Here is a 23186-nt window from a genome sequence, read left to right on the forward strand (position 1 = left end):
TAGGGCGTGCTCGACCACCGCGCCCGGCGTGGTCCGCGCGAATATCCTCGGTGGCATGAAACTCGTGTTGAACCTGATCTGGCTCCTCTTCGGCGGCATCTGGTTGGCCCTCGGCTACGTCGTGGCGGGCATCGTGGCGTGCATCTTCATCGTCACCATTCCGGCGGGCGTGGCGTCGTTCCGCATGGCCTCGTACGCGTTGTGGCCCTTCGGTCGCGTCGTGGTGGACAAGCGGGGCGGCTCGGCGGGGCTGAGCGCGGTCATGAACGTCGTGTGGTTCGTCGTGGCGGGCATGTGGTTGGCCATCGGGCACATCACCACGGCCGCGGCGCAGGCGGTGACCATCGTCGGCCTTCCGCTGGCGATCGCGAACGTGAAGATGATCCCCGTCACCTGCTTCCCCTTCGGCAAGGAGATCGTCGACGCCGATCGCGCCCGCGACGGTTTCTCCCCGTTCTGATCCGGCGCGTGCGGCGGGGGTGGCGCCGGGGTTCGCCATTGCCCGATGGGGTTAACGGCCGTTACCCTGGGGTTGTTCGCGGAGTGAAACGTGTTCCGCACGAAGGCTTTTCGACGAGGGCGTCCGCCCGACCGGTCCCACATCGATAGTCGACGACGAACGAAACCACCGCCGACGAAGAACGACGACGAAGAACCGCGAGGTACGACCATGAAGCTGCGCAACCGCACCGCCGCCCTGCTGGCCATCCCGGCCCTGACCCTGGCCCTGGCCGCCTGCTCCGACGACGACGCCACCGTCGTCACCGACGCCCCGGAGGCCACCAAGCTCTCCGAAGCCGTGTCGGGCGACGACACCGGCGCCACGACCACCACCGACGGCAACGCCACCACCACGACCACCGAAGCCCCGATCGGCCAGAGCGCCGCCGTCGTCCAGGTCGCCGGCGCCGACGTCGACGGTGACTTCACGCCGGTGCGCTGCACCCTCGACGGCGACGAGCTCGACATCGAGATCGGCGGCGACGATGACGGTGCCGGCCACGTCGACATCGACATCAAGGACCCGAACGGCACCCCCGTCCTGGACTCCCTGGACATCGACTCGGCGAACATCGACATCGAAATCGACGACGACAACGCCGACAACGCCGTGGTCAACCGCGACGGCGACACCTGGACCATCACCGGCACCGGCAAGTACGACGACGAGGACCGCACCGACGAAGTCCGCGTCGAGGTCGTCTGCCCGGTCTAAACCACGCCGAACCCGGCATCGGGTGCACGCGAAAACGCCCGCCCCCACACCCGGGGGGCGGGCGTCGTCAAGCAGTAAAGCCCTACTTGTGCGCGCGGTACCAGGCCAGCAGCGCGTCGGTGGAGGCGTCGCCCGAATCCGGCTCCGCCTCGCCCGTCACGGCCGGCAGCAGGTCGCCGGCCTGCTTCTTGCCCAGCTCGACGCCCCACTGGTCGAAGGAATTGATGTCCCAGATGACGCCCTGCACGAAAGTGATGTGCTCGTAGAGGGCGATCAGCGCGCCGACCGCGGCCGGCGTGAGCTCCTCGGCCAGGATCGTCGTCGACGGACGGTTGCCCGGCATGACCTTGTGGGGGATGAGCTCCTCGGGCACGCCCTCGGCGGCCAGCTCCTCCTCGTCCTTGCCGAACGCCAGCACCTTCGACTGGGCGAAGAAGTTCGACATCAGCAGATCGTGCATCGAACCCGTGCCGTCGGCCGTCGGCAGATCCTGGCGGGGGCGGGCGAAACCGATGAAGTCCGCCGGCACCAGGCGAGTTCCCTGGTGCAGCAGCTGGTAGAAGGCGTGCTGGCCGTTGGTGCCCGGCTCACCCCAGTAGATCGTTCCGGTCTCGCAGTTGACCCACTCGCCGTCGCGGCGCACCGACTTGCCGTTGGACTCCATGGTCAACTGCTGCAGGTACGCCGGGAACCGCGACAGGTCCTCCGAGTAGGGCAGCACCACGTGGGAGTCGGCGCCCAGGAACTCGCCGTACCAGAGGTCCAGCAGGCCCATGAGGACCGGCACGTTGCGCTCCAGCGGGGTGTCGAGGAAGTGTTCGTCCATGAGGCGGAAGCCCTCGAGGAAGCGCATGAAGTCCATGGGGCCGACGACGGCCATGATGGACAGGCCGATGGCCGAATCGACGGAGTAGCGGCCGCCGACCCAGTCCCAGAAGCCGAACATGTTGTCCGTGTCGATGCCGAACTCGGCGACCTTCTCGGCGTTGGTGGACACCGCGACGAAGTGCTTGGCCACCGCGGCCTCGTCGCCCAGCTTCTCGATGAGCCAGCGGCGGGCGGCGTGCGCGTTGGCCAGGGTCTCCTGGGTGGTGAACGTCTTCGAGGCCACGATGAACAGGGTCGACTCCGGGTCGAGCTCGTCGAGCACGGCCTGCAGATCGGACGGGTCGACGTTGGAGACGAAACGGGCGTCGATGCCGGCGGTGGCGTAGGTGCGCAGCGCCTTGGTCACCATCGCCGGGCCCAGGTCGGAGCCGCCGATGCCGATGTTGACCACGGTCTTGATGGTGCGGCCGGTGTGGCCGAGCCAGTCGCCGGAGCGCAGGGCGCGGGTGAAGTCGCGCATCCGGCCCAGTACGTCGTGCACGTCGGCGGCGACGTCCTGGCCGTCGACTTCCAGGTCTTCGTCGACGGGCAGGCGCAGGGCGGTGTGCAGCACCGCGCGGTCCTCGGTGTTGTTGATGTGCTCGCCGGCGAACATCCGGGTGCGGGCGCCCTCCACGTCGGCGGCGCGGGCGACGTCGACGAGGGCGGCCAGGGCTTCGTCGTCGATGAAGTTCTTGGACAGGTCGACGCGCAGCCCCGCGGCATCGAAGGTCAGCTTCTGCGCCCGGTCCGGATCCTCTGCGAACATTCCGCGCAGATCCCGCTCGATGATGCGGTTCTGCTGTGCCTCGAGCGCCTCCCACTGGGGGGTGGTGGTGATGTCCGTCATGGGTTTCTCCAGCTCCTTCGATGTGGCAATCGGACCGCCACCAGCCTAGTTGCGGTTGGTGCGGCGTGCGGGGTGAGGAACGCTCACCCGGGGGTCGTCGCGTGACGACGAGCGCCCCGCCTCATGGTGAGGCGGGGCGCGTCGGGTGCTGCGGGGTTGCGCTGCGGGGTGCTAGATGGCGTGCAGACCGAAGATCGACATCAGGAACGTGCCGATGATCCCGAGGCTGCCCAGGAAACCGATGACCGAGGCGAGGAAACCGCCGGAGCTGGAGCCGGAGGAGCCCCAGGAGCCGGAGCCGTCGCCCGGGTTCGGGGACGGGTTGTCGCCCGGCTCGTCGCCGGGGTTGTCGCCGGGCTCGTCGCCGGGGTTGTCACCGGGCTCTTCGATGACCACGTCATGCTCGCGGACGTCGAGGGTGACCGGGTCGGACTCGGACGGTTCGAGCACCTCGGTGATGACGCCCTCCCCGTCCTTCTTCTCCTGGCCGTTGAACACGGCGCGGATCTGGTGCTCGCCGCGCTCGGCGAAGCGGTGGTCGAAGACGGCCTGGCCGGTGGCGGGGTCGACCGGGGCGGTGCCCAGGAAGGTGTCGCCGTCGAAGAAGGACACGGTGGCGCCTTCCTCGATGGCGGAGTCGCCGGCGTCGACGGTGGCGATGAAGCGGATGAGGTCGCCGGTGAGGACCTCGGCCTCCACGTCGACGTCGGGACGGGTGTAGGTCAGGTCGGTGGTGGTGTCCTGACCGGCGGGGGCGGCGACGGTGAGCACGGCGGCCTCGGATTCGGCGCGCGGGTAGACGCGTCCGTCGACTTCGCGCTTTTCGACGAGCGCGGTGATGCGCTTCGGGCCGGCGGCGTCGAAGGAGTGCTCGATGGTGGCGACGCCGTCGGCGCCGACTGTGGCGGTGCCGATGCGGATTCCATCGGCGCGGAAGATGACTTCGGTGCCCTCGGGGATGGACGGGGTGGCGGAGTACTTCGCGGTGATGGTGGTCCGGCGGCCGACGAGGACGCCGTCGTCTTCCAGCTCGACGGCGATGGAGGTGCGGGACACCGGGGCGACGTCGACGTCGGTGGTCGCTTCGGCGCCGGTCAGTTCCTGCGTGTCGGTCTCCATGTCGGAGACCACGGCGCGGAAGGTCAGGGTGGCCTTCTCGTCGGGGACGAAGACGGTGGTCGCGGCGACGCCGTCGACGACGGTTGCGCGGCCGACTTCGGCGTCACCCTGGTGGAAGACGACCTCGACGCCCTCGGGCAGGGTCTTGCCGTCCTCGGCGCCGACGGAGGCGCGCAGCTCGACCGGGACCCGGCCATCGGCGGCGTCGTCGACCTTGACCGTGCCGGACAGGGACACGGTCGCCTGGACCTGTTCGCGCGGCGTCGGGGTGACCGTGACGGAGGTGGTGTCCTCCGACGGGTTCGTCCGGCCCTGGACGCCCAGGTAGCGGGCGGTGGCCCGGTACGGCACCGGGTTGCGGTCGTCGAGCTCCGGGTAGGTGTGCGTGGTGGTGGCCGTGCCGTCGACGACGGCGACGGTGGCGCGCGGGGAGCCGTCGCCGAAGTCGAACTCGACCTCGCCTTCGGTGACCGGGGTGCCGTCGACGTGGGTGACGTTGGCGGTCAGGGTGGTCGGGCCGGAGCCGGTGACCACCTCGAGGTCGGTGGAGGTTTCGGCGAAGTTCGTCTCGGTGCCGCGGGCGACGACCTGCGTGGAGGTCAGGGTGCGGCCGGCGGCGGCCGCCGAGCAGTACACGGCGTCGGCGACGTTGGCGCGGGCAAGCATCGACATGGTGTTGTCGCGGTTGTCGCGGCTGGCCGGACCCGCGCCGGTGCCGGCGCCGCGCAGGCCGGTGACGATGGTCGCGCCGGCGGTGTCCGGCGCGGTGACGTCGAAGGCGATCTGCGGGAAACGCCACTGCTTGTGCCGGTCGACCTGAAGGCCGACGCGGGAGGTGAACGGCCCCCAGCTGTCGCTTTCGTTGCCGCCGTTGTTGACGGAGTGGCCACCGTCCCAGATGCGGGCGAACTCGCCGTTGGCGTCGGGGGCGCCGGAGGCGTTGACGCGCTGGACGACCGGATTGTTGTTGAACCCGGTGCCCGCGCCGGAGATGCGCAGGTTGGAGATCGCGACGCCCTCGGGCAGCTTGACGTCGTACTTCATGCGGCCGGTGTCCTTGTCGCCGGTGGCCATCTGGCCCGGCTGGAGCTTCACCGTGAAGGTTTCGCCCGGGTGGACCTGCTGCGGGTACTCGACGGTGACGTTGTCGGGGGACAGGGTCAGGTAGGAACCGTTCGAGAAGGCGCCCCTGTGCTCGACGCACTCCTGGGCGATGCTCTTGGTTTCGGTGACGGGGGCGGCCAGGGCGTCATCGCCGCCCGGCAGGGTGATCAGCCCGACGGTCAGCGCCGTGATCGCGGCGGCCGCCAGCGGCAAGCGGAAAGTCTTGGTTTTCACTTCCAATAGTCCTTGTCTAGGTGTGAACCGGGTCTGGGTGTGAACCGGGGTTTCGGGATGGGCCGGGTCAGTTCGCGGCGGCCGCGGACTCGGCTTCTTCCTGGGCGTCGCCTTCTGCGGGGGCGTCGGGCGTGGTCTCGGTCGGGGATTCGGCCGGGGCGTCGGTCGGATTCTCGGTCTCGGCCGGCGCGACGTCGTCGGTGCCGGGTCGGTCCGAGGATCCGTTCGGCGAGCCGTTGGACGAGCCCAGGGTGCCCGGCGTCAACTTGCCGGTGAACAGGTCGACGATGAACTTCCACAGGCGCTCGAAGAACGACCTGATGTCGGAGGAGCCGGTGCCCGGGTTGGACGGCAGGTCGCCGCCGGTGTTCGGGTTCTCGTCGGTGCCGCCGTCGGTCGGCGGGATCTCTCCGTTTTCGTCGGTGATGGTCACCGTCGCGGTGCCGGCGCCCAGGGCCTTGCCCTCGGTGCCGACGAAGGTGCCCTCGAGGGTCTTCACGCCCGGGGTGGGCCAGACCATGTCGAAATCGGCGATGCCGCGCACGACCGGGATGCGGACCTCGGCGCCGTCCTTCATGACGGGCTTGCCGTTGTTGGTCAGCGTCAGGAACCCGGAGACGGCCGACTTGTCGCCGGTATTCGGGGTGACGGTGGCGCGGAAGGTCTGCTGCTCGCCGATGACGCCCGTGTCCGGGCCGACGAGGTCCACGGTGACGGAGTCGTAGGCCGGTGCGGTGACGGTGACGTCGATGCTGGTGCGCGCGGCCTTCGCCGTGCGCGGGTCGGCCGGGGTGAACTCGACCGGGACGGTGTAGTCGCCCTCGCGCGGGAAGACCAGCGGCAGAGTCGCGGTGCCGGTGGCGGCGTCGACGTCCGCGGTGATCTTCCGGCCGTCGACGGTGGCGGTGACGACGCCCGCCGCGGCCGGATCGACGGTGACGGTGGTGGGGGCCTCGACCATCGGCTCGACGTCGGTGGGCGCCTGCGCGGTGATCACGGTGTCGCCGGCGGCGACGACCCGCAGGGTGCCCTCGGCCTCGGCCGGGGTCTGGGTGTCGTCGGCGGGCACGAATCGCGCCTTGACGGGGAACTCGCCGCCGCGGTCGGGGATGACCTCGAGGCTGGCGACGTTGTCGGCGACGTCGACGGAGACGTCGCGGCCCTCGACGGTGAAGATCACCTCGCCGGCGGCGACGTCGGTGTTCTCCGCCGGGGTGATCCGGGCCGTCAGGGTGACGGACTCGCCCGGGTGGACCGGGTTGTCCAGGCCGTCGAGCTCGAGGGTGGTGTCGGTGACCGCGGTGACCTCGACGTCGGTGGTGGCCTTCGCCGGGGCGAAGGGCGAACCGGTGGTCGGGCGGTACTCGGCGGTCAGGGTCTGCGCGCCGACCGCGGTGCCGGTGGGCACGGAGGCGGTGGCGGTTCCCTCGACGACGTCCGCGGTGACTTCGGCGCCTTCGCCGATGCGGAAGGCGACGGTGCCGGTCGCGCCGGGCTCGACGGTGGCGGTGGCCTCGACGTGGCCGCGGGCCGGGGCGGATTCGGCCGCCGTGACCGCGAGGTTGGCGGAGCGTCCGGCGACGGTGACGGTGCGGGTGGCGGACGAGGCGGTGTGGGCCTCGGCGTTGGCGGGGGTGAACGAGGCGGTGACCTCGTAGTCGCCGGCTTCGGGGAACGTCAGCTCGCCGGTGGCGGTGCCGTCGACGACCTCGACGGGGCCGGTGGAGTGCTCGCCGGAGGAGAAGACGACGGTGCCGGCGGCGTCGGCCGGGTCGACGGTTGCGGTCAGCTCAACCGGCTGGCCGGCGACGGCCTCGGCCACCTCGTCGATGGTCAGCGAGGTGTCCGTGGCCGCCGGACCCGCGTTGACCTTCACGGTCGCGAGCTGGCCGGCCCGCGGATCGATGGGGGCGGTCTCCGACGCACGCGGCGAGCACTGAGTCGGTGCCCAGACTCCATTGGGCGCAACAAAAATGACGCTCGAAGTCTGCGCGTTCATGGTGAGGAAGTTTTCGTCGGCGCCGAAGTTGCCCGCGGCGCCGGCGGTGCGGACGCCGAAGTTCTTCTCGCCCGCCGTGTCGGCGCGCAGATCAAGCTTGATAACCGGGAACTTCAGGTCGATGGTCGATCCGGTGATGTCGTACCGGATGCCGCCGTGGGTGTTCTTGCTGGAGTTCGGGCCGTTGCCGATGGTGGCGTTGTCCTTGCTGGTCAACCGGAGGATGCGACCGTTGGAGTCGGGCTGTCCGGATTCGTTGACCTGCAGGACATCGAAGCCCTTGAGGTTGGCGTTCGACTCGTCGATCTCGGCGCCGGTGAAGGTCACGCCCTCGGGCAGCGCGAAGTCGAGCTTCAGCCGCGATGCGGTCTTCAACTTGACGCCTGCAGGAAACGCGGGGAGTTCGACGTTGACGGGATCGATGGAGAAGGTGGTGCTGAATTCCTCGCCGATCTCGACGTCGGTGGGAGAGGTGACGTTGACGGAGACGTTGTCGGCCGAGAAAGTCTGCGGGCCCGCGACTCTGTCGGGCGTGGCCTTGCAGGTCAGCGACATGGACGCGGTGTTGGTGACTTCATCCGCGATTGCCATGGGCAATACGACGAAGCCCGCGACGGCCACTGCTGCGGCCGATGCGAATGCGGTGAACTTGCGCATGCTCATCCTTGTGGGGTGGGGGATGCGGGGAGTGGTGGTACTGCGGTGTCGTACGGCCACCGTGTGTGCCTTGGAGGAGCCTAAGAGGGGCATAAGCGTTGCGCTCGCCGAGAGCGTAACGGTTACCCCCGAAGTGTCAATGCTTTCCCGGGATGAACCGTGACCGTTCATGGGTTTAATTGACAGTGGTCGCCGATTCGTTACATGTCGCCTCCGCATCGTCGACAAAACCGTTTCCCCGGCGCACCATGGGCGGCATGGGACTTTCAGTGAACGACATTCTTTCCGGTGCCCCGACGCAGCTTTTCCTGGGCGGCGGATTCCGCGACGCCTCCGACGGCGGCACGTTCGAGGTCCGCGATCCCGCGACCGATCGCGTGCTCGTCGAGGTCGCCTCCGCGACGGAGGCCGACGCTCGCGCGGCCCTCGACGAGGCGTGCGCCGCACAGGCCGAGTGGGCGGCGACCGCGCCCCGCGAGCGCAGTGAAATCCTGCGCCGTGCCTTCGAACTCATCAAGGAGCATGACGACGAGCTGACGTATCTCCAGTCCCTCGAGATGGGTCGGGCGCTGCCGGATTCCCGCGCCGAGGTGACCTACGCCGCCGAGTTCTTCCGCTGGTTCTCGGAGGAGGCCGTGCGTCTGCGCGGCGATTACCGACGCTCGCCGGACGGCCGTTCGCGGATCGTCACGGTCCGCCAGCCGGTCGGCCCGGTGCTGGCGATCACCCCGTGGAACTTCCCGTTGGCGATGGGCGCCCGCAAGATCGCGCCGGCGTTGGCGGCGGGCTGCACCATCATCGCCAAGCCCGCGTCGAAAACCCCGCTGACCATGCTGTACCTGGCGAAGTTGCTGGATGAGGCCGGTGTTCCGGCCGGGGTGGTCCAGGTGCTGCCGACCGGCTCGGCGAAGAACGTCTCGGCCCTGCTCGACGACGATCGCCTGCGCAAGTTCACCTTCACCGGCTCCACCGAGGTCGGTCAGATGCTGGCGGCGAAGGCGATGGAGACCTCCATGAAGGTGTCGCTGGAGCTCGGCGGCAATGCCCCGTTCGTGGTGCTTTCCGACGGCGACGTGGACAAGGCGGTCAAGGCCGTGAAGGCGGCGAAGCTGCGCAACGGCGGGCAGGTGTGCATCGCGCCGAACCGGTTCATCGTCCACGAGTCGCTGGCGGGGGAGTTCACCGAGGGCGTCGTCGCGATGTTCCGCGAACTGACCGTCGGCCGCGGCACCGACGAGTCGACCGAACTCGGCCCGTTGGCCATGCGTGACCAGCAGCGGACCGTCGCAAAGCTCGTGGACGACGCCATCGAACGCGGCGCGACGGTGCGCTGCGGCGGCACGATTCCCGTGCTTTCCGACGAACTGTCGGACGGCTACTTCTACGACCCCACGGTGCTCACCGGATTCCCCCTCGACGCCGACATCGTGACCGAGGAGATCTTCGGCCCCGTCGTCGCGGTCACCGAGGTCGGCAGCGACGAGGAGGCCATCGAACGCGCGAATGACACGATCTTCGGCCTGGCGGCCTACGTGTTCAGCGAAAACCTCACCCGCGCGTTGGGCGCGGCCGAAGCCATCGAATCCGGCATGGTCGCCGTGAACAAGGGCGGGCTGTCGGACGCCTCGGCGCCCTTCGGCGGCGTGAAGCAGTCGGGCCTCGGCCGCGAAGGCGGCTTCACCGGCATCGACGAATTCCTCGAGGACAAGCTCATTTCGCTCGAGGGGTAGGGGCCGGGGCGGCCGGAGTCTTCGGCACCAGCGCGAAGAGGACCATGCCGACCACCAGCACCAGGGCGATGCCGCCGATGCCCGCGCGGTCGGTGCCGAAGACGGCGACCATCGCTGCGAACGCGGCGGGAGCCATCCAGCTCACCGCCCGGCCGGTGGTGACGTAGAGGCCGAACATCTGGCCCTCGCGTCCCTCCGGGGCGATGCGGGCGAGATACGACCGCGCCGCCGACTGGGCGGGACCGACGAACAGGCACAGCACCAGGCCCAACGGCCAGAACCAGCCGGGGCCGTCGACGAAGAGCAGCGCCAGCGACGTGACCACCATCAGGCCCAGCGACCACAGGATCACCGGGCGCGGGCCGATGGAGTCGTCGAGGAAGCCGGCCGCCAGCGCGCCCAGCGCCGAGACGACGTTGGCGGCGATGCCGAAGAGCAGGACATCCGAGGGGGACAGGCCGTAGACGGTCACCGCCAGGATCGCCCCGAACGTGAACACGCCGGCCAGGCCGTCGCGGAACACCGCCTGGGCGACGAGGAACTTGATCGACCGCGGATCTTCGCGCCACAACTGGCGCAACTCGCCGAAGAGGCGGCGGTAGGAATCCGCGTAGCCGGAATCGACCGTCGCATCCGGCTCGATCTCCGGCACGCGGAAGAACGTCGGCAGCGCGAAGACCAGGAACCACGCGGCCGCGACGAGCGCCACCACCCGGACGTTCGTTCCGTCGTCCGTCGGCAAACCGAACGCGCCGCCGTCGCCCGCGATGAAGCCGACGTAGCAGATCAACAGCAGGAAAATCCCGCCGAAATACCCCGCCGACCAGCCGATGCCCGACACCCGGCCCACGGTGTCCGGCGTGGAGACCTGCCGCAGCATGGCGAAGTAGGAGACCTCCGCGAACTCGAACGCCACCGAGGCGATCGCCATGACGACGATGCCCGGGAAGAAGAACGCCGGCTCGTTTTCGACGAAGAACAGCGAGGCCATCAGCGCGACGACCACCAGCGTCCACATGGTCATCGACCGCCGGCGCCGGCCCCGCGCATCCGCCCGACGGCCCTGGACGGGCGCGACGGCGGCGATGACGAAGCCCGCGGCGGCCATCGCCCAGCCGTACCAGGACGACGCCGGGATCGAGCCGCCGATGTCCGCCCCCACCGACTCGGTGAGGTAGACGGAATAGATGAACGTGACCATCACCGCGTTGAACGCGGCGGAACCCCAGTCCCACGACGCCCATGCGGCGACGGTGGCGCGGTCCGTGCGAGAGCTGCTCATGTTCCCCAGGCTAACTACCCGGGGCGGAAGGCGGGCCGGGTCAGCCCAGGCGACCGCGGCCCATCCGCAGCAGGGCGGTGGCGATCGCCGGGCCCTCGGGGCCGAGGGCGTCGCGGAATTCGTTGATGATCTGCACCTCGCGGGTGTGCACCAGACGCGTGCCGCCGGAGCCCATGCGGGTCTTGCCCACGGCCTTGCTCACCTCGGTGCGCCGCCGGATGGCGTCGATGATGAGCGCGTCCAGACGGTTGATTTCCTCGCGGTACTTCTCGATCTCGGACGAGCTCAGCGGATCGTCCGTGCCGGTGGGCGTGCGGACGTCGAAGGTGGAGATGAGGTCGTCGGTCATGCGTTCCATTCTGCCAAATCCGCCATCCGGGGGCTGGGCTAGGCTTGGCCCATCATGGTTGATTCCTTCGGTTTTGCCTCCTCCCGCCCCGATCCCGCCGTCCCGGGCCGGGCCCCCGCGGCCTTCGGCGCGACGTCCGCCCCGGCGGATTCGCGCGATGCCTTCGGGTCACGCGATGACCTGCTGGAGGGCCTGAACCCCCAGCAGCGGGCGGCGGTGCTGCACTCCGGGCGGCCCCTGCTCATCGTCGCGGGCGCCGGGTCGGGCAAGACGGCGGTGCTCACGCGCCGCATCGCCCACCTCATCGGCGCGCGCGGGGTGCACCCGGGGCAGATCCTGGCCATCACCTTCACCAACAAGGCGGCGGCGGAAATGCGCGAGCGCGTCGAGGCGCTGGTGGGGCCGGCGGCGCAGCGGATGTGGGTGGCCACGTTCCACTCGACGTGCGTGCGCATCCTGCGCATGCAGCACGCGCTGGTGCCGGGGCTGAACTCCAACTTCTCCATCTACGACGCCGACGATTCGCGCCGACTGCTGTCGATGATCGCCCGTGACATGGACCTGGACGTGAAGAAGTTCACGGGCCGGGTGCTGTCGAACCGGATCTCGAACCTGAAGAACGAGCTCATCGGCCCGGAGCAGGCGGCGACGGATGCGGAGGTCACCCGCAATCCGTTCGACGAGGTCGTGGCGCGCGTGTACCGCGAGTACCAGGTGCGCCTGCGGGCGGCGAACGCCCTGGATTTCGACGACCTCATCGGCGAGACGGTGCGCATCTTCCGCGAACACCCGGAGGTGGCGGAGTACTACCGCCGTCGGTTCCGCCATGTGCTCGTCGACGAGTACCAGGACACCAACCATGCGCAGTACGCGCTGGTGTCGGCGCTGGTGGGCAAGCCCGGCGGCGACGTTCCGCCGAGCGAGCTGTGCGTGGTGGGCGACTCCGACCAGTCGATTTACGCGTTCCGCGGGGCGACCATCCGCAACATCGAGGAGTTCGAGGAGGACTACCCGGACGCCGAGTCGATCCTGCTGGAGCAGAACTACCGGTCCACGCAGACGATCCTGTCGGCGGCCAACGCGCTGATCGCCCGCAACGAGAATCGCCGGGAGAAGAAGCTGTGGACAGACCTCGGCGAGGGCGAGAGCATCAAGGGCTACGTGGCCGACAACGAGCACGACGAGGCCCGTTTCATCGCCAACGAGATCGATGACCTGGTGGATCGTCGGCAGGCGACGTACTCGGACATCGCGGTGTTCTACCGCACGAACAACTCGTCGCGCCCGCTGGAGGACGTGTTCATCCGCATGGGCGTGCCGTACACGGTGGTCGGCGGCACGCGCTTCTACGAGCGGCGCGAGGTCCGCGACATCGTGGCGTACCTGCGGGTCATCGCGAATCCGGACGACGACGTGTCCATGCGGCGCATCATCAACACCCCGCGCCGCGGCATCGGCGACAAGGCGCAGTCGCATGTGGCGCTGCACGCGGAGGACACGGGCACGTCCTTCGGGGCGGCGCTGCGGGCGGCGGCGCGCGGCGAGGTCGCGTTGGTGGCGGCCCGGTCGCGCAATTCGATGAAGGGGTTCGTCGACCTGCTCGACGGCATCGCCGCGGACATGGACTCCGGCGACATCGGGGACATCGGCGACCTGGTGGAGGCGGTCCTCGACCGCACGGGGTACCGCGCCGAGTTGGAGCGGTCGTCCGACCCGCAGGACGCGACGCGCCTGGACAACCTCAACGAACTCGTGTCGGTGGCCCGGGAGTTCTCGGCCGAGGCGGCGTTGCGGGAGGGCATGGAGGAGCTTGACGACGCCTCCCCGGACGACGGGCAGCCGGAGCCCGGGAGCCTGCAGGCGTTCCTCGAGCGGGTGTCCCTCGTGGCGGACGCGGACCAGATCCCCGACGACGACCGCGGGGTGGTGACCCTGATGACGCTGCATACCGCGAAGGGCCTGGAGTTTCCCGTCGTGTTCGTCACCGGCTGGGAGGACGGCCAGTTTCCGCACCTGCGGGCGATGGGCGACCCGAAGGAGCTGGCGGAGGAGCGGCGTCTGGCCTACGTGGGGCTGACGCGCGCCCGCAAGCGCCTGTACGTGTCGCGGGCGCAGACGCGATCGTCGTGGGGCACGCCGCAGAACAATCCGCCGTCGCGGTTCCTCGGCGAGATCCCCGGCGAACTGATCGAGTGGCTGCGCGAGGAGCCGGCGACGTCGTGGGGCGGCGGGGCGGCGTTCGGCCGGAGTTCCCGGGCAGGCGGCGGTTTCGGCCGCACGGGACGGTCCACCGCAGGTGTCGGTGGCGGGTCGACCGGCGGCCGCACGAAGAACACGCAGCTCCAGCTCGCGGCGGGCGACAAGGTCGTCCACGACAAGTACGGCCTGGGCACGGTCCTGTCCGTCGACGGCGTGGGCCCGCGGGCGACGGCCACCATCGATTTCGGGTCCGCCGGCAAGGTCCGCCTGATGCTGATCGGCGGCCTGCCGATGGAGAAGCTCTGACCCGAGGGGCGGGTCAGAGTCTTGTGCTTCGCCCGCCGGTCAGCGCTTCTTCTTCGCGGTGACCCAGCAGGTGATGACGGCGTCCTGGACGAGCGTGCCCTCGGAGTCGACGAGTTCGATGCGCACGTCGAGGTTGCGGCCGCCGGACTCCGGGGTGATCTCGGCGTAGTCGGGCAGGTCGGCGGTGGCCGTGGCGGTGAGGCTGCCCTTGGAGATCTTCAGGTAGTTCGTGGTCATGCCCTTGGGCACCCACCGGTGCGAAGACGGCACGGACGCCTCGCAGAGCATGCCCATGACGAATTCGGCGAGGTTGCACGCGGCGATGGCGTGGAAGGTGCCGATGTGGTTCTGAATGCCCCACCACTTCGGTGCGGAGGCGACGGCGCGGCCGGGTTCCATGACGCGCAGACGGGGCAGGACGGTGCGGAAGTAGGGAGCCTTGAGGGACACCGCGGCGGAGAACAGTCGCGTCCCGACCACCGGGATGCGCGACAGCTTCGTCCACATCGCGGCGGTGGGGGTGGACATGGCCGGGGCGATGGAATCGTTCATTCCACCAGCGTAAGCGGCGGCGCGACGCGCCCGGGCGGGATTCGCAGGATCGTGCGGCTTCCGTGCTTTGCGACGCCCGTGTCCGCCCGCAGCTCGTTCCTGACCGCCCCAGAGGTCGATTGGCGTATGAAAGTGCACATTTTCGAGGCCGTGAAAACCGCGACCTGGGGGTTTGTGTGGCGGTGGAGGTAGTTTGCGACGCCCGCTCGCGGCCGAACCTGATTGTTGGCCGCTGAGGCCAGCGGTGGGCGTCGTCAAGCAAAAAAGAGCCGGTCCCGCACGAAGCGGGACCGGCCGGAATCCGGAAGAAGCGACTTACAGCGCGCCGCCGGTGATGACGTCGAGGCCGCGCTGCAGGAACCACGCCACCGGGTCGACCGGGGTGGTGCCGTCGGGGTGGATCTCGAAGTGCAGGTGGGTGCCGGTGGAGAAGCCGCGGTTGCCCATGCCGCCGATGACCTGGCCGGCGGTGACGCGCTCGCCCACGGCGACGCCGAGAGTCTCGAGGTGGCCGTAGACGGACACGGCGCCATCGTCGTGGAGGACGCGGATCCACTGGCCGTAGCCCTGGGCCGGGCCGGAGTCGATGACGACGCCGTCCATGACCGACATGATCGGGGTGTTGGTGACGTTGGCGATGTCGATGCCGTTGTGCATGGTGCCCCACCGCGGGCCGAAGCCGGAGGTGAAGGTGCCGAGCGCCGGCACGGACAGCTGCGGGGCGCGGGCGGCGCGGTCGGCGGCGGTGCGGAGGTTGTTGTACTCCAGCGCAGTGGCCAGGTGGGTGCCCAGGTCGGAGGCCGGACGGAAGTCGCGGACCGACGACAGGACCATCGGAGTGGAGGACATCTGATCCAGGGCGGCGTCCTGGGCGACGAGATCCTTGTCGGCGTCCTTGGTGTCGGCGGCGGCGGTGGCCGCGGCGCCCGACGCGGAGACGGCGGAGGTGGTGAGCGCGACCATGGCGATGCGACCCTTGATGGACTTGCCCGGCTTGCGGTGGGCGCCGCCCTTGCGTCGCGTCATCGTCTGCGTCACTTTCACTCCCTGGACTCGTGCGATCTTGTGGTTGCCGTCGGGCCGCGCCCGTGTTGGGGGCCGTAAAACGTAACCATGTCGTTATGCAGCGACCGTAACGATAACGAAACGGCAACTTGCGGGCAAGCCACTTCGCCGGAATGGCGAAAATGTGTGACCCGTTCCGCTTTTTCGTGGTCGCGGGCGTGATTCAGCGGCGCTCATGCGTCACATAAGCCCCGTTGGCACCGTTAAACGGGGCTGTGGGGGCGCGGTGATGCCTGTCCACTACCCCCGTTACCCCCGATGTAACGCGGCATGTCTGGGGCGCAATGCCGCCCCGTGGCGCTCGCGCCGCCGCCCCGTCGCATTCCCGCCGTCGTCCCGCCTCAGCCCCGCCGCGCCGCCCGTGTCCGATCCGCGTGGCGCGATAGTCTCGTCGCAGACGTCTCGGGTGGGCCGGGACAATCCATACGCCCACGGAGGAAAGGCACGGCATCGAAGTGAGTGACGCCAATCCGCGCAAGCGAACCCCGGGCCGCGGCACCCGTCGCACAGGGCCGTCGTCTCGCCGCTCGCGGGGCCGTTCCCCGCGTCGGGAGCCGGCGCGTCCCGCCGAGATCTCCTCGGTGCCCGCACCGGCGGAGCCTGCTGTCGCGAAAGGGAGCGGGGCCACGGCAGTGGCCGATGCGCCCCGGGCGGGTCATCCGCGCCCGGCCGCGGCGACGGCACGGGCCGCCCGCATTCGCCGTTTCCTTCTCGCGGCGGCGGGCGTGCACGGGGTGGCGCTGCTGCTGATCATCTCGGTGGCGCTCATCGGCGTGGCCGTCGCAGGCGCGGGGTTCACGCCGCTGCCCGCCACCATCGCGTCGTCCTGGATGCTGCTCAACCTGGCGCCGTTCGAATTCGGCGGCACGGATCTGGGCCTGGTGCCGGCGTTGCCGTCGATGGCGTTGTTCGCTGCGGTGGCGTGGCGCATCCGCCGGGAGGTGTCCGGTCCGGTGAGCATCCGGGACGTGCGCACGATGGCGGCGGTGTTCCTGGGCGTGCCGGTGGCGTTGACGGTCGTCGCGTGGCTGATGCTGTGGGACGCGTCGGGTGTGCTGCGCATCGAAGCGCCGTTTTTCCCGGCGGCGATCGCGTCGACGGTGGTGGTCCATGCGGCGGCGCTGGTGGCGGGCATGGGGCCGAGGTTGACGCGTGCGTTGCTGCGTCGCCGCGCGTGGCCGGAGTGGCCGTTGGCGTCGCTGCGCCTGGCCGCGTCGTACGTCGGCTGGTTGTGGGCGGCGGGTGCGGTCGCGGTGGTGGTGTCGTTGATCTGGCATCACGCGTCGGTGCGCGAGACCCTGGGCATCGCCGACGGCGGCGGCGCCTTGACGGGGCTGCTGCTGTTGTCGCTGGCGTACCTGCCGAACATCGCCTTCGCCGCCGCAGGCATCCTCGTCGGTGCCCCGGCCAACGTGGGCGTCGCGGAAGCCGGCCTGTTCGCGGTGTCGCCGGGCACCCTGCCGCCGTTGCCGACGTTGGCCGCGATGCCGCAGTCGCATCTGTCCCCGGCGTTCGGCGTGTTGCTGGCGGTGCCGGTGGCCATCGCGGTGTGGTGCGTGCACCGGCACCTGAAGAAGGGGGAGTCCGATCGCCCCTACGTCGAGGTGGTCCTCGCCGCGGTGATCGCGGGCGCGCTCTTTGCGGTGCTGGCCCTGTTGATGGGCGGCGAGCTCGGCCAGTACGGCCGGTCGGGCGTGAATTGGTGGTTCGCCGGCGTTCTGGCGTCGGTGTGGTTGGCGGTGCCGGGTGCGGTCGTCGCGGTGATGGTCGCGGGCCTGCCGGGTGCGGGCCCGGTGGAGGCGCCGGCGTTGGAGCGTGACGACGTCGACGTGCCGGCCGAGACGGCCGACGCGGATGAGGGCGCTCGAGAAGATGAAGACGCCGATGACGACATCGATGACGCCGAGGGCGAAGCAAGCGACGCCGACGATGAGGGAGAGTCGGATGATTCGGAGGACGCCGACGACTCCGACGAGCCCGACGACTCGGATGAACCCGATGACGCGGACGAAGTGGAAGAGGAAGAGACGGCAGAGACGGAGGAGGCCGACGCCATAGAGGATGCCGCCGCCGACGTCGAACCCGATGCCGACGAGGCCCCGCGCTCCTGACCGGGGGAGGGCCACCGGGCGGATCCGGGCGGGTGGGTAGACTGTTCAGCCGTGACCGAATCACACAGCGTTTGGCCGAATGACGCGGCGACGCCCCTGACCATCGTCGTGCTGGCCTCCGGCACGGGCTCGCTGCTGCAGTCGATGCTCGACACGCTCGACCCGGCGCGCGTCCGAGTCGCCGCCGTCGGATCCGACAAGGACTGCGAGGCATTGAAGAGGGCCGATGCGGCGGGAATCCCGTCGTTCCGCGTGCCCTTCGACGACGCCGCCCGCGCCGACCGCGCGGCATGGAACGGGGCGCTGCTGGCCGCAGTGCGCGAGCACCGGCCGGATTTCGTCGTCTCGGCCGGGTTCATGCGCATCCTCGGGCAGGAGTTCATCGACGCCTTCCCGGACCGGATCATCAACACGCACCCCGCATTGCTGCCGTCGTTCCCCGGCGCGCACGCCGTGCCGGATGCGCTGGCGCATGGGGTGAAGGTCACCGGAACGACGGTGCACATCGTCGACGCGGGCGTGGACACGGGGCCGATCCTCGCGCAGGAACCGGTCGTCGTCGCGGACGACGACACCGTGGACACGTTGCACGAACGCATCAAGATCGTCGAGCGTCGGCTGCTGGTCGACGTTCTCCACACCATCTCGGAACGCGGAATCACGCGGGACGGACGAAAGGCGAAGTTTTCATGACCCAGGATCACGGCAGCACGGACCGCAAGCCCATCAAGCGCGCCCTCATCAGCGTCTACGACAAGACCGGGCTGGAGGATCTCGCCCGCGCCCTCCATGACGGCGGCGTGCAGATCGTGTCCACCGGCTCCACCGCCTCCCGCATCGCCGACGCCGGCGTGCCGGTGACCCCGGTCGAGGAGCTCACCGGATTCCCCGAGTGCCTCGAGGGCCGCGTGAAGACCCTCCACCCCCGCGTCCACGCCGGCATCCTCGCCGACACCCGCAAGGACGACCACCTGTCGCAGCTGGAAGACCTGGGCGTCGAGCCGTTCCAGCTGGTCGTCGTGAACCTGTACCCCTTCACCGAGACCGTCGCCTCGGGCGCCGACTTCGACGCCTGCGTCGAGCAGATCGACATCGGCGGCCCGTCGATGGTCCGCGCCGCGGCGAAGAACCACCCCTCCGTCGCCGTGGTCGTCGACCCGGCCAAGTACGGCGAGGTCGCCCGGGCCGTCACCGGCGGCGGATTCACCCGCGCCGAGCGCACGGCCCTGGCCGTCGACGCCTTCCGCCACACCGCTTCCTACGACGTCGCGGTGGCGTCGTGGATGGGCGCCCAGCTTGACGACGAGTCGGCCGACTCCGCCGCGGCCTTCCCCGAGTGGTTCGGCCACACCTACGAGCGTTCCGCCACCCTGCGCTATGGCGAAAACCCGCACCAGGCCGCCGCCCTGTACGTCGACCCGTCGGCCCCGGCGGGCCTGGCGCAGGCGAAGCAGTTCCACGGCAAGGAGATGAGCTACAACAACTACACGGACTCCGATGCCGCGTGGCGTGCCGCGTGGGATCACGAGCGTCCGTGCGTGGCCATCATCAAGCACGCCAATCCCTGTGGCATCGCGGTGTCCGACGAGTCCATCGCCGCGGCGCACAAGGCCGCCCACGCGTGTGACCCGGTGTCGGCCTTCGGCGGCGTCATCGCCGTCAACCGCGAGGTGTCCGTCGAGATGGCCGAGCAGGTCGCCGAGATCTTCACCGAGGTCATCGTCGCGCCGGGCTACGAGGACGGTGCGGTCGAGGTGCTGAGCCAGAAGAAGAACATCCGCATTCTCCAGGCCCCGGCCCCGCAGGGCGAGGCGACCGAGTATCGCCAGGTTTCCGGCGGCATGCTGCTGCAGGAGCGCGACGCACTGCAGGCCGAGGGCGACGACCCCGCCAACTGGACCCTGGCCGCCGGCGGGGCCGCCGACGAGGAGACCCTCGCCGACCTGGTCTTCGCCTGGAACGCCGTGCGCGCGGTGAAGTCCAACGCGATCCTGCTGGCCAAGGACGGCGCCACCGTCGGCGTCGGCATGGGCCAGGTCAACCGCGTCGACGCCGCGAAGCTGGCCGTCGAGCGCGCGAACTCGCTGGCCGGCGACGATGAACGCGCCCGTGGTGCGGTCGCCGCGTCCGATGCGTTCTTCCCGTTCGCCGACGGCTTCGAGATGCTGGCCGAAGCCGGCGTCCGCGCGGTCGTCCAGCCGGGTGGTTCCATCCGCGACGCCGAGGTCGTCGAGGCCGCCAACAAGGCGGGCGTGACCATGTACCTGACGGGTGCGCGCCACTTCGCGCACTAGTCGCGCACCGGTCGCCCGATAGACGAAGGCGGCCCCCGGGGATCACCCGGGGGCCGCTTTTTCGTGCGTGGCCGTGCGTCAGCCCAGCACGAGGTGGACGGTCCGCCATCCTCCGGCGGGACGTTCCTCGCGTTCCGACGGCCGGTCGCCGTCGAGGCGGAACGACCCCGTCGCCCGCAGCAGCGCGGCGATGGCGCAGCGGATTTCGATGGTGGAGATCAACCGGCCCGGGCACACGTGGGGGCCGGTGCCGTAGACGAGGTTGGCGGCGGCGTTGGCCTCCGGCCGGAATTCGTCGGGGTCGCCGAAGACGTCCGCGTCGCGATTGGCGGCGATCCAATCCAGCTCGACGCGCGACCCGGACGGGATGACCGCGTCGCCGACCTCGACGTCGGCGGTGGTGACGCGGCGGTTGGCGGGGAAGGGGTCGTCGATGCGCAGGATCTCGTCGATCGCCGCGTCCAGTTCGGCGGCGTGGGCGGTCTCGTCGGCGGCCCAGGCGCGCATGCGGTCCTGCAGCTCCGGTCGGGCGGCGAGGTATTGGCCCACCACGCCGATCGACGCCGCGATGGAGCCGAGGTCGCCCGCGGTCCAGTTGCGCAGGATGGAAACGATCTCCTCGGTCGTCAGGGGACGCGAGCCGCCGGGCGCGGAGGGATCCTCGACCCGGTCCGCCATCAGGCGGGACGTGGGATCGGCGCCCGCGCCCCCGTCCGGTTCCTTGTCGGCGAGGATCCCGCGGATGATCTCGTCGAACCGGCGGGCGACCTCGGCGGTGCGCCGGCGATCGCCGGAGCGGGTCGCCGCATGGTTGTCGTCCATCCACCCGGTCAGCGTGGCGTCGAGGGAGTCGGGCCAGCCGAGCCATTCGCACTGGGAGCGCACCGCCACGCGGCGGCCGAATTCCCGGACCAGCTCCACGCCCGAGGCGGGGCCCTCGACGAGCCGGGCGGCCGCGTCGTCGGCGATGTGCCGGATCGACGGCTCCAGGGGGCGGATCACGTCATCGGCCAAGTGCCGGTCGATGACCGCCCGGAACCGCCGGTGCTCGTCGCCGTCCATGCCGTTGGGCACGTTGAGGTGCGAGGATGCCGCGCTGGAGAATCGCCGCGGGTCGCGTGCCGCGGCCTCCACCTCGGTGTGGCCCCGCAGGGCCCATGTGCCGTCCGGCCCGCGCCCGACCGGGCACCGGGACTCGGGGGGAGGGGGTCGTTCCGGCCATTTCAAAGTCCCTTCATCGATGCGTATTTGACGGTCGGCTCCCACGATACGTCGGTCCGGCGCGGCCCGCCCGGGTCCCGGTTACCCAATGTTCACCGAATGTGGCGTAGGCCACCTATGATGACCGGCATGTCACGTCGAGCCGAACTCAGGGAACGGCGGCACGCGGAAATCATCGCCGCCGCCGCCGCGATGATCGCCGACCGCGGATTCCACGTCACCAGGCTCGAAGACGTCGGCCAGGTCGTCGGCATCTCCGGGCCGGGCCTGTACCGGTACGTCACGGGGAAAGACGACATGCTCGCCCAGATTCTGGTCGACATCTCCGTCCGCCTCGTCGACGGCGCCCGGGCCGTGATGGACCGGGCGCGGACCGAGGAGTGGGAGGCGGACCGCACGTTGCGGGAGCTGCTGAGCTTCCACGTGGAGTTCGCGGTGACCGAACCCGACCGCATTCGAGTGCAGGAACGCGAGATCGGCAACCTCGCCCCGCAGCAGCGGGACAAGGTCCGCTCGTTGCAGCGGATGTACATGTCGATGTGGGTCGACGCAGCGCGGCGGGCGAAGCCGGAGCTGACGGAGTCCGACGCCCGCGTCCGCGTGCAGCTCGCCGCCGGCCTGATCAACTCGTCGCGCCACGTGGTCCGCTGGGCCGGCGCCGATGCCGTGCGCACCGCTGCGATGGACATGGCCATCGGGGCGGTGGGGTTGCAGAAGGGCGATGACCCGGACATCGGCGACATTGCCCGGGCCTCCCTCGGCGGCGGGCCCCGCACAGCGGGAACGCTGGGGGAGGACGACGAGGAGCCCTCGGCGACGTAGCGCGGTGGGGAATCATCTGCGCGGATGCGCCCCGGAGAAAAACAAGCAGTCTTGACTGATTGTATTAATGGCGATAGTATGACCCCCGTCACAATCTCAGTGCGGGTTTGACTGTCCTTCCCGCCCGCACGATCCACGATCGCAGGAGGCGACTTCCATGGCCGAACCGCAGATTCCGTCCCGTCCCGCATTGCCCACCGAACCTTCCCCCGCCATCGACGAGCTTCGCGCGGGCACCGCGCAGCTGCCCCTCCGGCAGCCCGCGGCGGATGCCTTCGCCGGGAAAGTCCTCCTGATGTCCGGTGGCTCGCGCGGCATCGGCCTCGAGATCGCGCTCGCCGCGGCCCGCCACGGCGCGGACATCGCCATCATGGCCAAGACCGCCGAGCCGGACCCCCGCATCCCCGGCACCATCCACACCGCCGCCGAAGCCATCCGCGAGGCCGGTGGCCGCGTGCTGCCCTACGTCGGCGACATTCGTTCCGACGACGACGTCAAGGGTTTCGTGGAAGCGACCATCGCGGAGTTCGGGCGCATCGACATGGTGGTCAACAACGCCAGCGCGATCAATCTCAGCCCCACGCCGGTGCTGCCGCTCAAGCGCTACGACCTCATGATGGACATCAACTCCCGCGGCACGTTCTCCCTGGTCCAGGCTGCACTGCCGCACCTGGCCAAGTCGGACAACCCCCACGTGCTCACGCTGTCGCCGCCGGTGAACCTGGAGCCCGGGTGGCTGGGCAACTTCCCCGCCTACTCTTTGAGCAAGTTCGGCATGACCATCCTGACCCTCGGCTGGGCGCACGAATTCGGCGGCGCCGTGTCCGCCAACTGCCTGTGGCCGGAAACGACCATCGCCACCGCAGCGGTGGCCAACACCCAGGGCCTGGGCGGCGACGAAGCGATCCGGCACTCCCGCACGCCGCAGATCATGGCTGACGCGGCCGTCGCCATCCTCGCCTCCGAGCGGGGCACGGTCAACGGCCACACCCTCGTCGACGCCGACGTGCTGCGTTCGGCCGGCGTCGAGGATCTGTCCGGCTACGGCGGCGAAGAGCCCCTGAACCTCGACCTTTTCCTCTAGTTCCTCTAGGCCCCACCGCCCCCGGGCAACGGAGACCTCCCCTCGGCTCCGCCGACGCACCCCTGAACCGCGTCGGCGGAGTCGGCGTATTTCCCGCCCAGGAGAATGCGACTGACAATCACTGA

17 protein-coding genes are annotated in these 23186 nt (G+C 69.8%); 9 read left to right on the forward strand and 8 right to left on the reverse strand.

Annotated elements, in window-relative coordinates:
* Positions 1–55: 55 nt before the first annotated feature.
* Positions 56–460, forward strand: coding sequence for a YccF domain-containing protein (locus CFREN_RS02260; RefSeq protein ID WP_070519378.1), 405 nt, complete (start codon positions 56–58; stop codon positions 458–460).
* Positions 461–670: 210 nt separating this feature from the next.
* Positions 671–1216 (forward strand): lipoprotein LpqH, encoded by a 546-nt coding sequence (locus tag CFREN_RS02265; protein WP_070519377.1) that lies wholly within the window; start codon positions 671–673, stop codon positions 1214–1216.
* 82 nt (positions 1217–1298) lie between these two features.
* Here CFREN_RS02265 and pgi read toward each other — a convergent pair whose 3' ends face one another.
* The 3 genes from pgi to CFREN_RS02280 all read right to left on the reverse strand — a co-directional run bounded on the left by pgi (position 1299) and on the right by CFREN_RS02280 (position 8046).
* Positions 1299–2933, reverse strand: a complete 1635-nt coding sequence (gene pgi, locus CFREN_RS02270) for a glucose-6-phosphate isomerase (protein ID WP_209654136.1) — start codon at positions 2931–2933, stop codon at positions 1299–1301.
* A gap of 171 nt (positions 2934–3104) precedes the next feature.
* On the reverse strand, positions 3105–5390 hold the full coding sequence (locus tag CFREN_RS02275; RefSeq protein WP_209654134.1) for an Ig-like domain-containing protein: 2286 nt from the start codon (positions 5388–5390) through the stop codon (positions 3105–3107).
* A gap of 67 nt (positions 5391–5457) precedes the next feature.
* Complete coding sequence (locus CFREN_RS02280; protein WP_209654132.1) at positions 5458–8046, reverse strand: Ig-like domain-containing protein; 2589 nt, start codon at positions 8044–8046, stop codon at positions 5458–5460.
* 257 nt (positions 8047–8303) lie between these two features.
* Here CFREN_RS02280 and CFREN_RS02285 point away from each other — a divergent pair, with 257 nt between their 5' ends.
* The gene (locus tag CFREN_RS02285) at positions 8304–9776 is read left to right on the forward strand and encodes an NAD-dependent succinate-semialdehyde dehydrogenase (protein WP_083291158.1); all 1473 of its coding nucleotides are present in this window, start codon (positions 8304–8306) and stop codon (positions 9774–9776) included.
* On the opposite strand, the gene CFREN_RS02290 is transcribed toward CFREN_RS02285, so the two are convergent.
* Both CFREN_RS02290 and CFREN_RS02295 read right to left on the reverse strand, forming a co-directional pair.
* A complete protein-coding gene (locus tag CFREN_RS02290) occupies positions 9757–11058 on the reverse strand; it encodes an MFS transporter (RefSeq protein WP_209654130.1) in 1302 nt (433 codons plus the stop codon). The two genes, CFREN_RS02285 and CFREN_RS02290, sit on opposite strands and share 20 nt — an antisense overlap.
* 40 nt (positions 11059–11098) lie before the next feature.
* Positions 11099–11407 carry a chorismate mutase gene (locus tag CFREN_RS02295; protein ID WP_035122059.1) on the reverse strand — a complete coding sequence of 103 codons (309 nt, stop codon included), beginning with the start codon at positions 11405–11407 and terminating at the stop codon, positions 11099–11101.
* A 54-nt stretch (positions 11408–11461) separates the two neighbouring features.
* Here CFREN_RS02295 and pcrA point away from each other — a divergent pair, with 54 nt between their 5' ends.
* Positions 11462–13912: a DNA helicase PcrA gene (gene pcrA / locus CFREN_RS02300; protein WP_083291153.1), complete on the forward strand. Its 2451-nt coding sequence runs from the start codon at positions 11462–11464 to the stop codon at positions 13910–13912.
* A 39-nt stretch (positions 13913–13951) separates the two neighbouring features.
* Here the strand turns inward: pcrA and CFREN_RS02305 are convergent, their stop codons facing one another.
* A complete protein-coding gene (locus CFREN_RS02305) occupies positions 13952–14464 on the reverse strand; it encodes a hotdog fold domain-containing protein (RefSeq protein WP_244979557.1) in 513 nt (170 codons plus the stop codon).
* 315 nt (positions 14465–14779) lie between these two features.
* Entirely contained in the window at positions 14780–15490 is a 711-nt protein-coding gene (locus CFREN_RS02310) for a M23 family metallopeptidase (RefSeq protein ID WP_083291152.1), read from the reverse strand.
* Positions 15491–16161: 671 nt separating this feature from the next.
* On the opposite strand from CFREN_RS02310, the gene CFREN_RS02315 reads away from it, so the two are divergent.
* Genes CFREN_RS02315 through purH form a run of 3 tightly spaced genes read left to right on the forward strand, consistent with a single transcriptional unit; the run spans position 16162 to position 19934 of the window.
* Positions 16162–17640 carry a cell division protein PerM gene (locus CFREN_RS02315; protein ID WP_209654128.1) on the forward strand — a complete coding sequence of 493 codons (1479 nt, stop codon included), beginning with the start codon at positions 16162–16164 and terminating at the stop codon, positions 17638–17640.
* A gap of 51 nt (positions 17641–17691) precedes the next feature.
* Positions 17692–18333, forward strand: a complete 642-nt coding sequence (gene purN, locus CFREN_RS02320) for a phosphoribosylglycinamide formyltransferase (protein ID WP_070519359.1) — start codon at positions 17692–17694, stop codon at positions 18331–18333.
* Complete coding sequence (gene purH, locus CFREN_RS02325; protein ID WP_070519357.1) at positions 18330–19934, forward strand: bifunctional phosphoribosylaminoimidazolecarboxamide formyltransferase/IMP cyclohydrolase; 1605 nt, start codon at positions 18330–18332, stop codon at positions 19932–19934. Before purN ends, purH begins: the two co-directional genes overlap by 4 nt.
* Positions 19935–20012: 78 nt before the next feature.
* On the opposite strand, the gene CFREN_RS02330 is transcribed toward purH, so the two are convergent.
* The gene (locus CFREN_RS02330; RefSeq protein WP_246580163.1) at positions 20013–21008 is read right to left on the reverse strand and encodes a cytochrome P450; all 996 of its coding nucleotides are present in this window, start codon (positions 21006–21008) and stop codon (positions 20013–20015) included.
* Positions 21009–21284: 276 nt separating this feature from the next.
* Here CFREN_RS02330 and CFREN_RS02335 point away from each other — a divergent pair, with 276 nt between their 5' ends.
* Both CFREN_RS02335 and CFREN_RS02340 read left to right on the forward strand, forming a co-directional pair.
* The gene (locus CFREN_RS02335) at positions 21285–21977 is read left to right on the forward strand and encodes a TetR/AcrR family transcriptional regulator (RefSeq protein ID WP_083291155.1); all 693 of its coding nucleotides are present in this window, start codon (positions 21285–21287) and stop codon (positions 21975–21977) included.
* A gap of 157 nt (positions 21978–22134) precedes the next feature.
* Positions 22135–23061, forward strand: a complete 927-nt coding sequence (locus tag CFREN_RS02340; protein ID WP_083291151.1) for an SDR family oxidoreductase — start codon at positions 22135–22137, stop codon at positions 23059–23061.
* The last annotated feature ends 125 nt before the right edge of the window (positions 23062–23186 follow it).

Source organism: Corynebacterium freneyi, from assembly GCF_030408835.1.
GTDB classification, from domain to species: domain Bacteria; phylum Actinomycetota; class Actinomycetes; order Mycobacteriales; family Mycobacteriaceae; genus Corynebacterium; species Corynebacterium freneyi.

Coding starts and splice junctions, on each gene's coding strand:
- CFREN_RS02280 (WP_209654132.1), bottom strand. CDS start 8,046: ATGCGCAAGTTCACCGCATTCGCATCGGCCGCAGCAGTGGCCGTCGCG.
- CFREN_RS02295 (WP_035122059.1), bottom strand. CDS start 11,407: ATGACCGACGACCTCATCTCCACCTTCGACGTCCGCACGCCCACCGGC.
- CFREN_RS02260 (WP_070519378.1), top strand. CDS start 56: ATGAAACTCGTGTTGAACCTGATCTGGCTCCTCTTCGGCGGCATCTGG.
- pgi (WP_209654136.1), bottom strand. CDS start 2,933: ATGACGGACATCACCACCACCCCCCAGTGGGAGGCGCTCGAGGCACAG.
- CFREN_RS02335 (WP_083291155.1), top strand. CDS start 21,285: ATGTCACGTCGAGCCGAACTCAGGGAACGGCGGCACGCGGAAATCATC.
- CFREN_RS02340 (WP_083291151.1), top strand. CDS start 22,135: ATGGCCGAACCGCAGATTCCGTCCCGTCCCGCATTGCCCACCGAACCT.
- CFREN_RS02305 (WP_244979557.1), bottom strand. CDS start 14,464: ATGAACGATTCCATCGCCCCGGCCATGTCCACCCCCACCGCCGCGATG.
- purH (WP_070519357.1), top strand. CDS start 18,330: ATGACCCAGGATCACGGCAGCACGGACCGCAAGCCCATCAAGCGCGCC.
- CFREN_RS02290 (WP_209654130.1), bottom strand. CDS start 11,058: ATGAGCAGCTCTCGCACGGACCGCGCCACCGTCGCCGCATGGGCGTCG.
- CFREN_RS02285 (WP_083291158.1), top strand. CDS start 8,304: ATGGGACTTTCAGTGAACGACATTCTTTCCGGTGCCCCGACGCAGCTT.
- CFREN_RS02310 (WP_083291152.1), bottom strand. CDS start 15,490: ATGACGCGACGCAAGGGCGGCGCCCACCGCAAGCCGGGCAAGTCCATC.
- CFREN_RS02265 (WP_070519377.1), top strand. CDS start 671: ATGAAGCTGCGCAACCGCACCGCCGCCCTGCTGGCCATCCCGGCCCTG.
- pcrA (WP_083291153.1), top strand. CDS start 11,462: ATGGTTGATTCCTTCGGTTTTGCCTCCTCCCGCCCCGATCCCGCCGTC.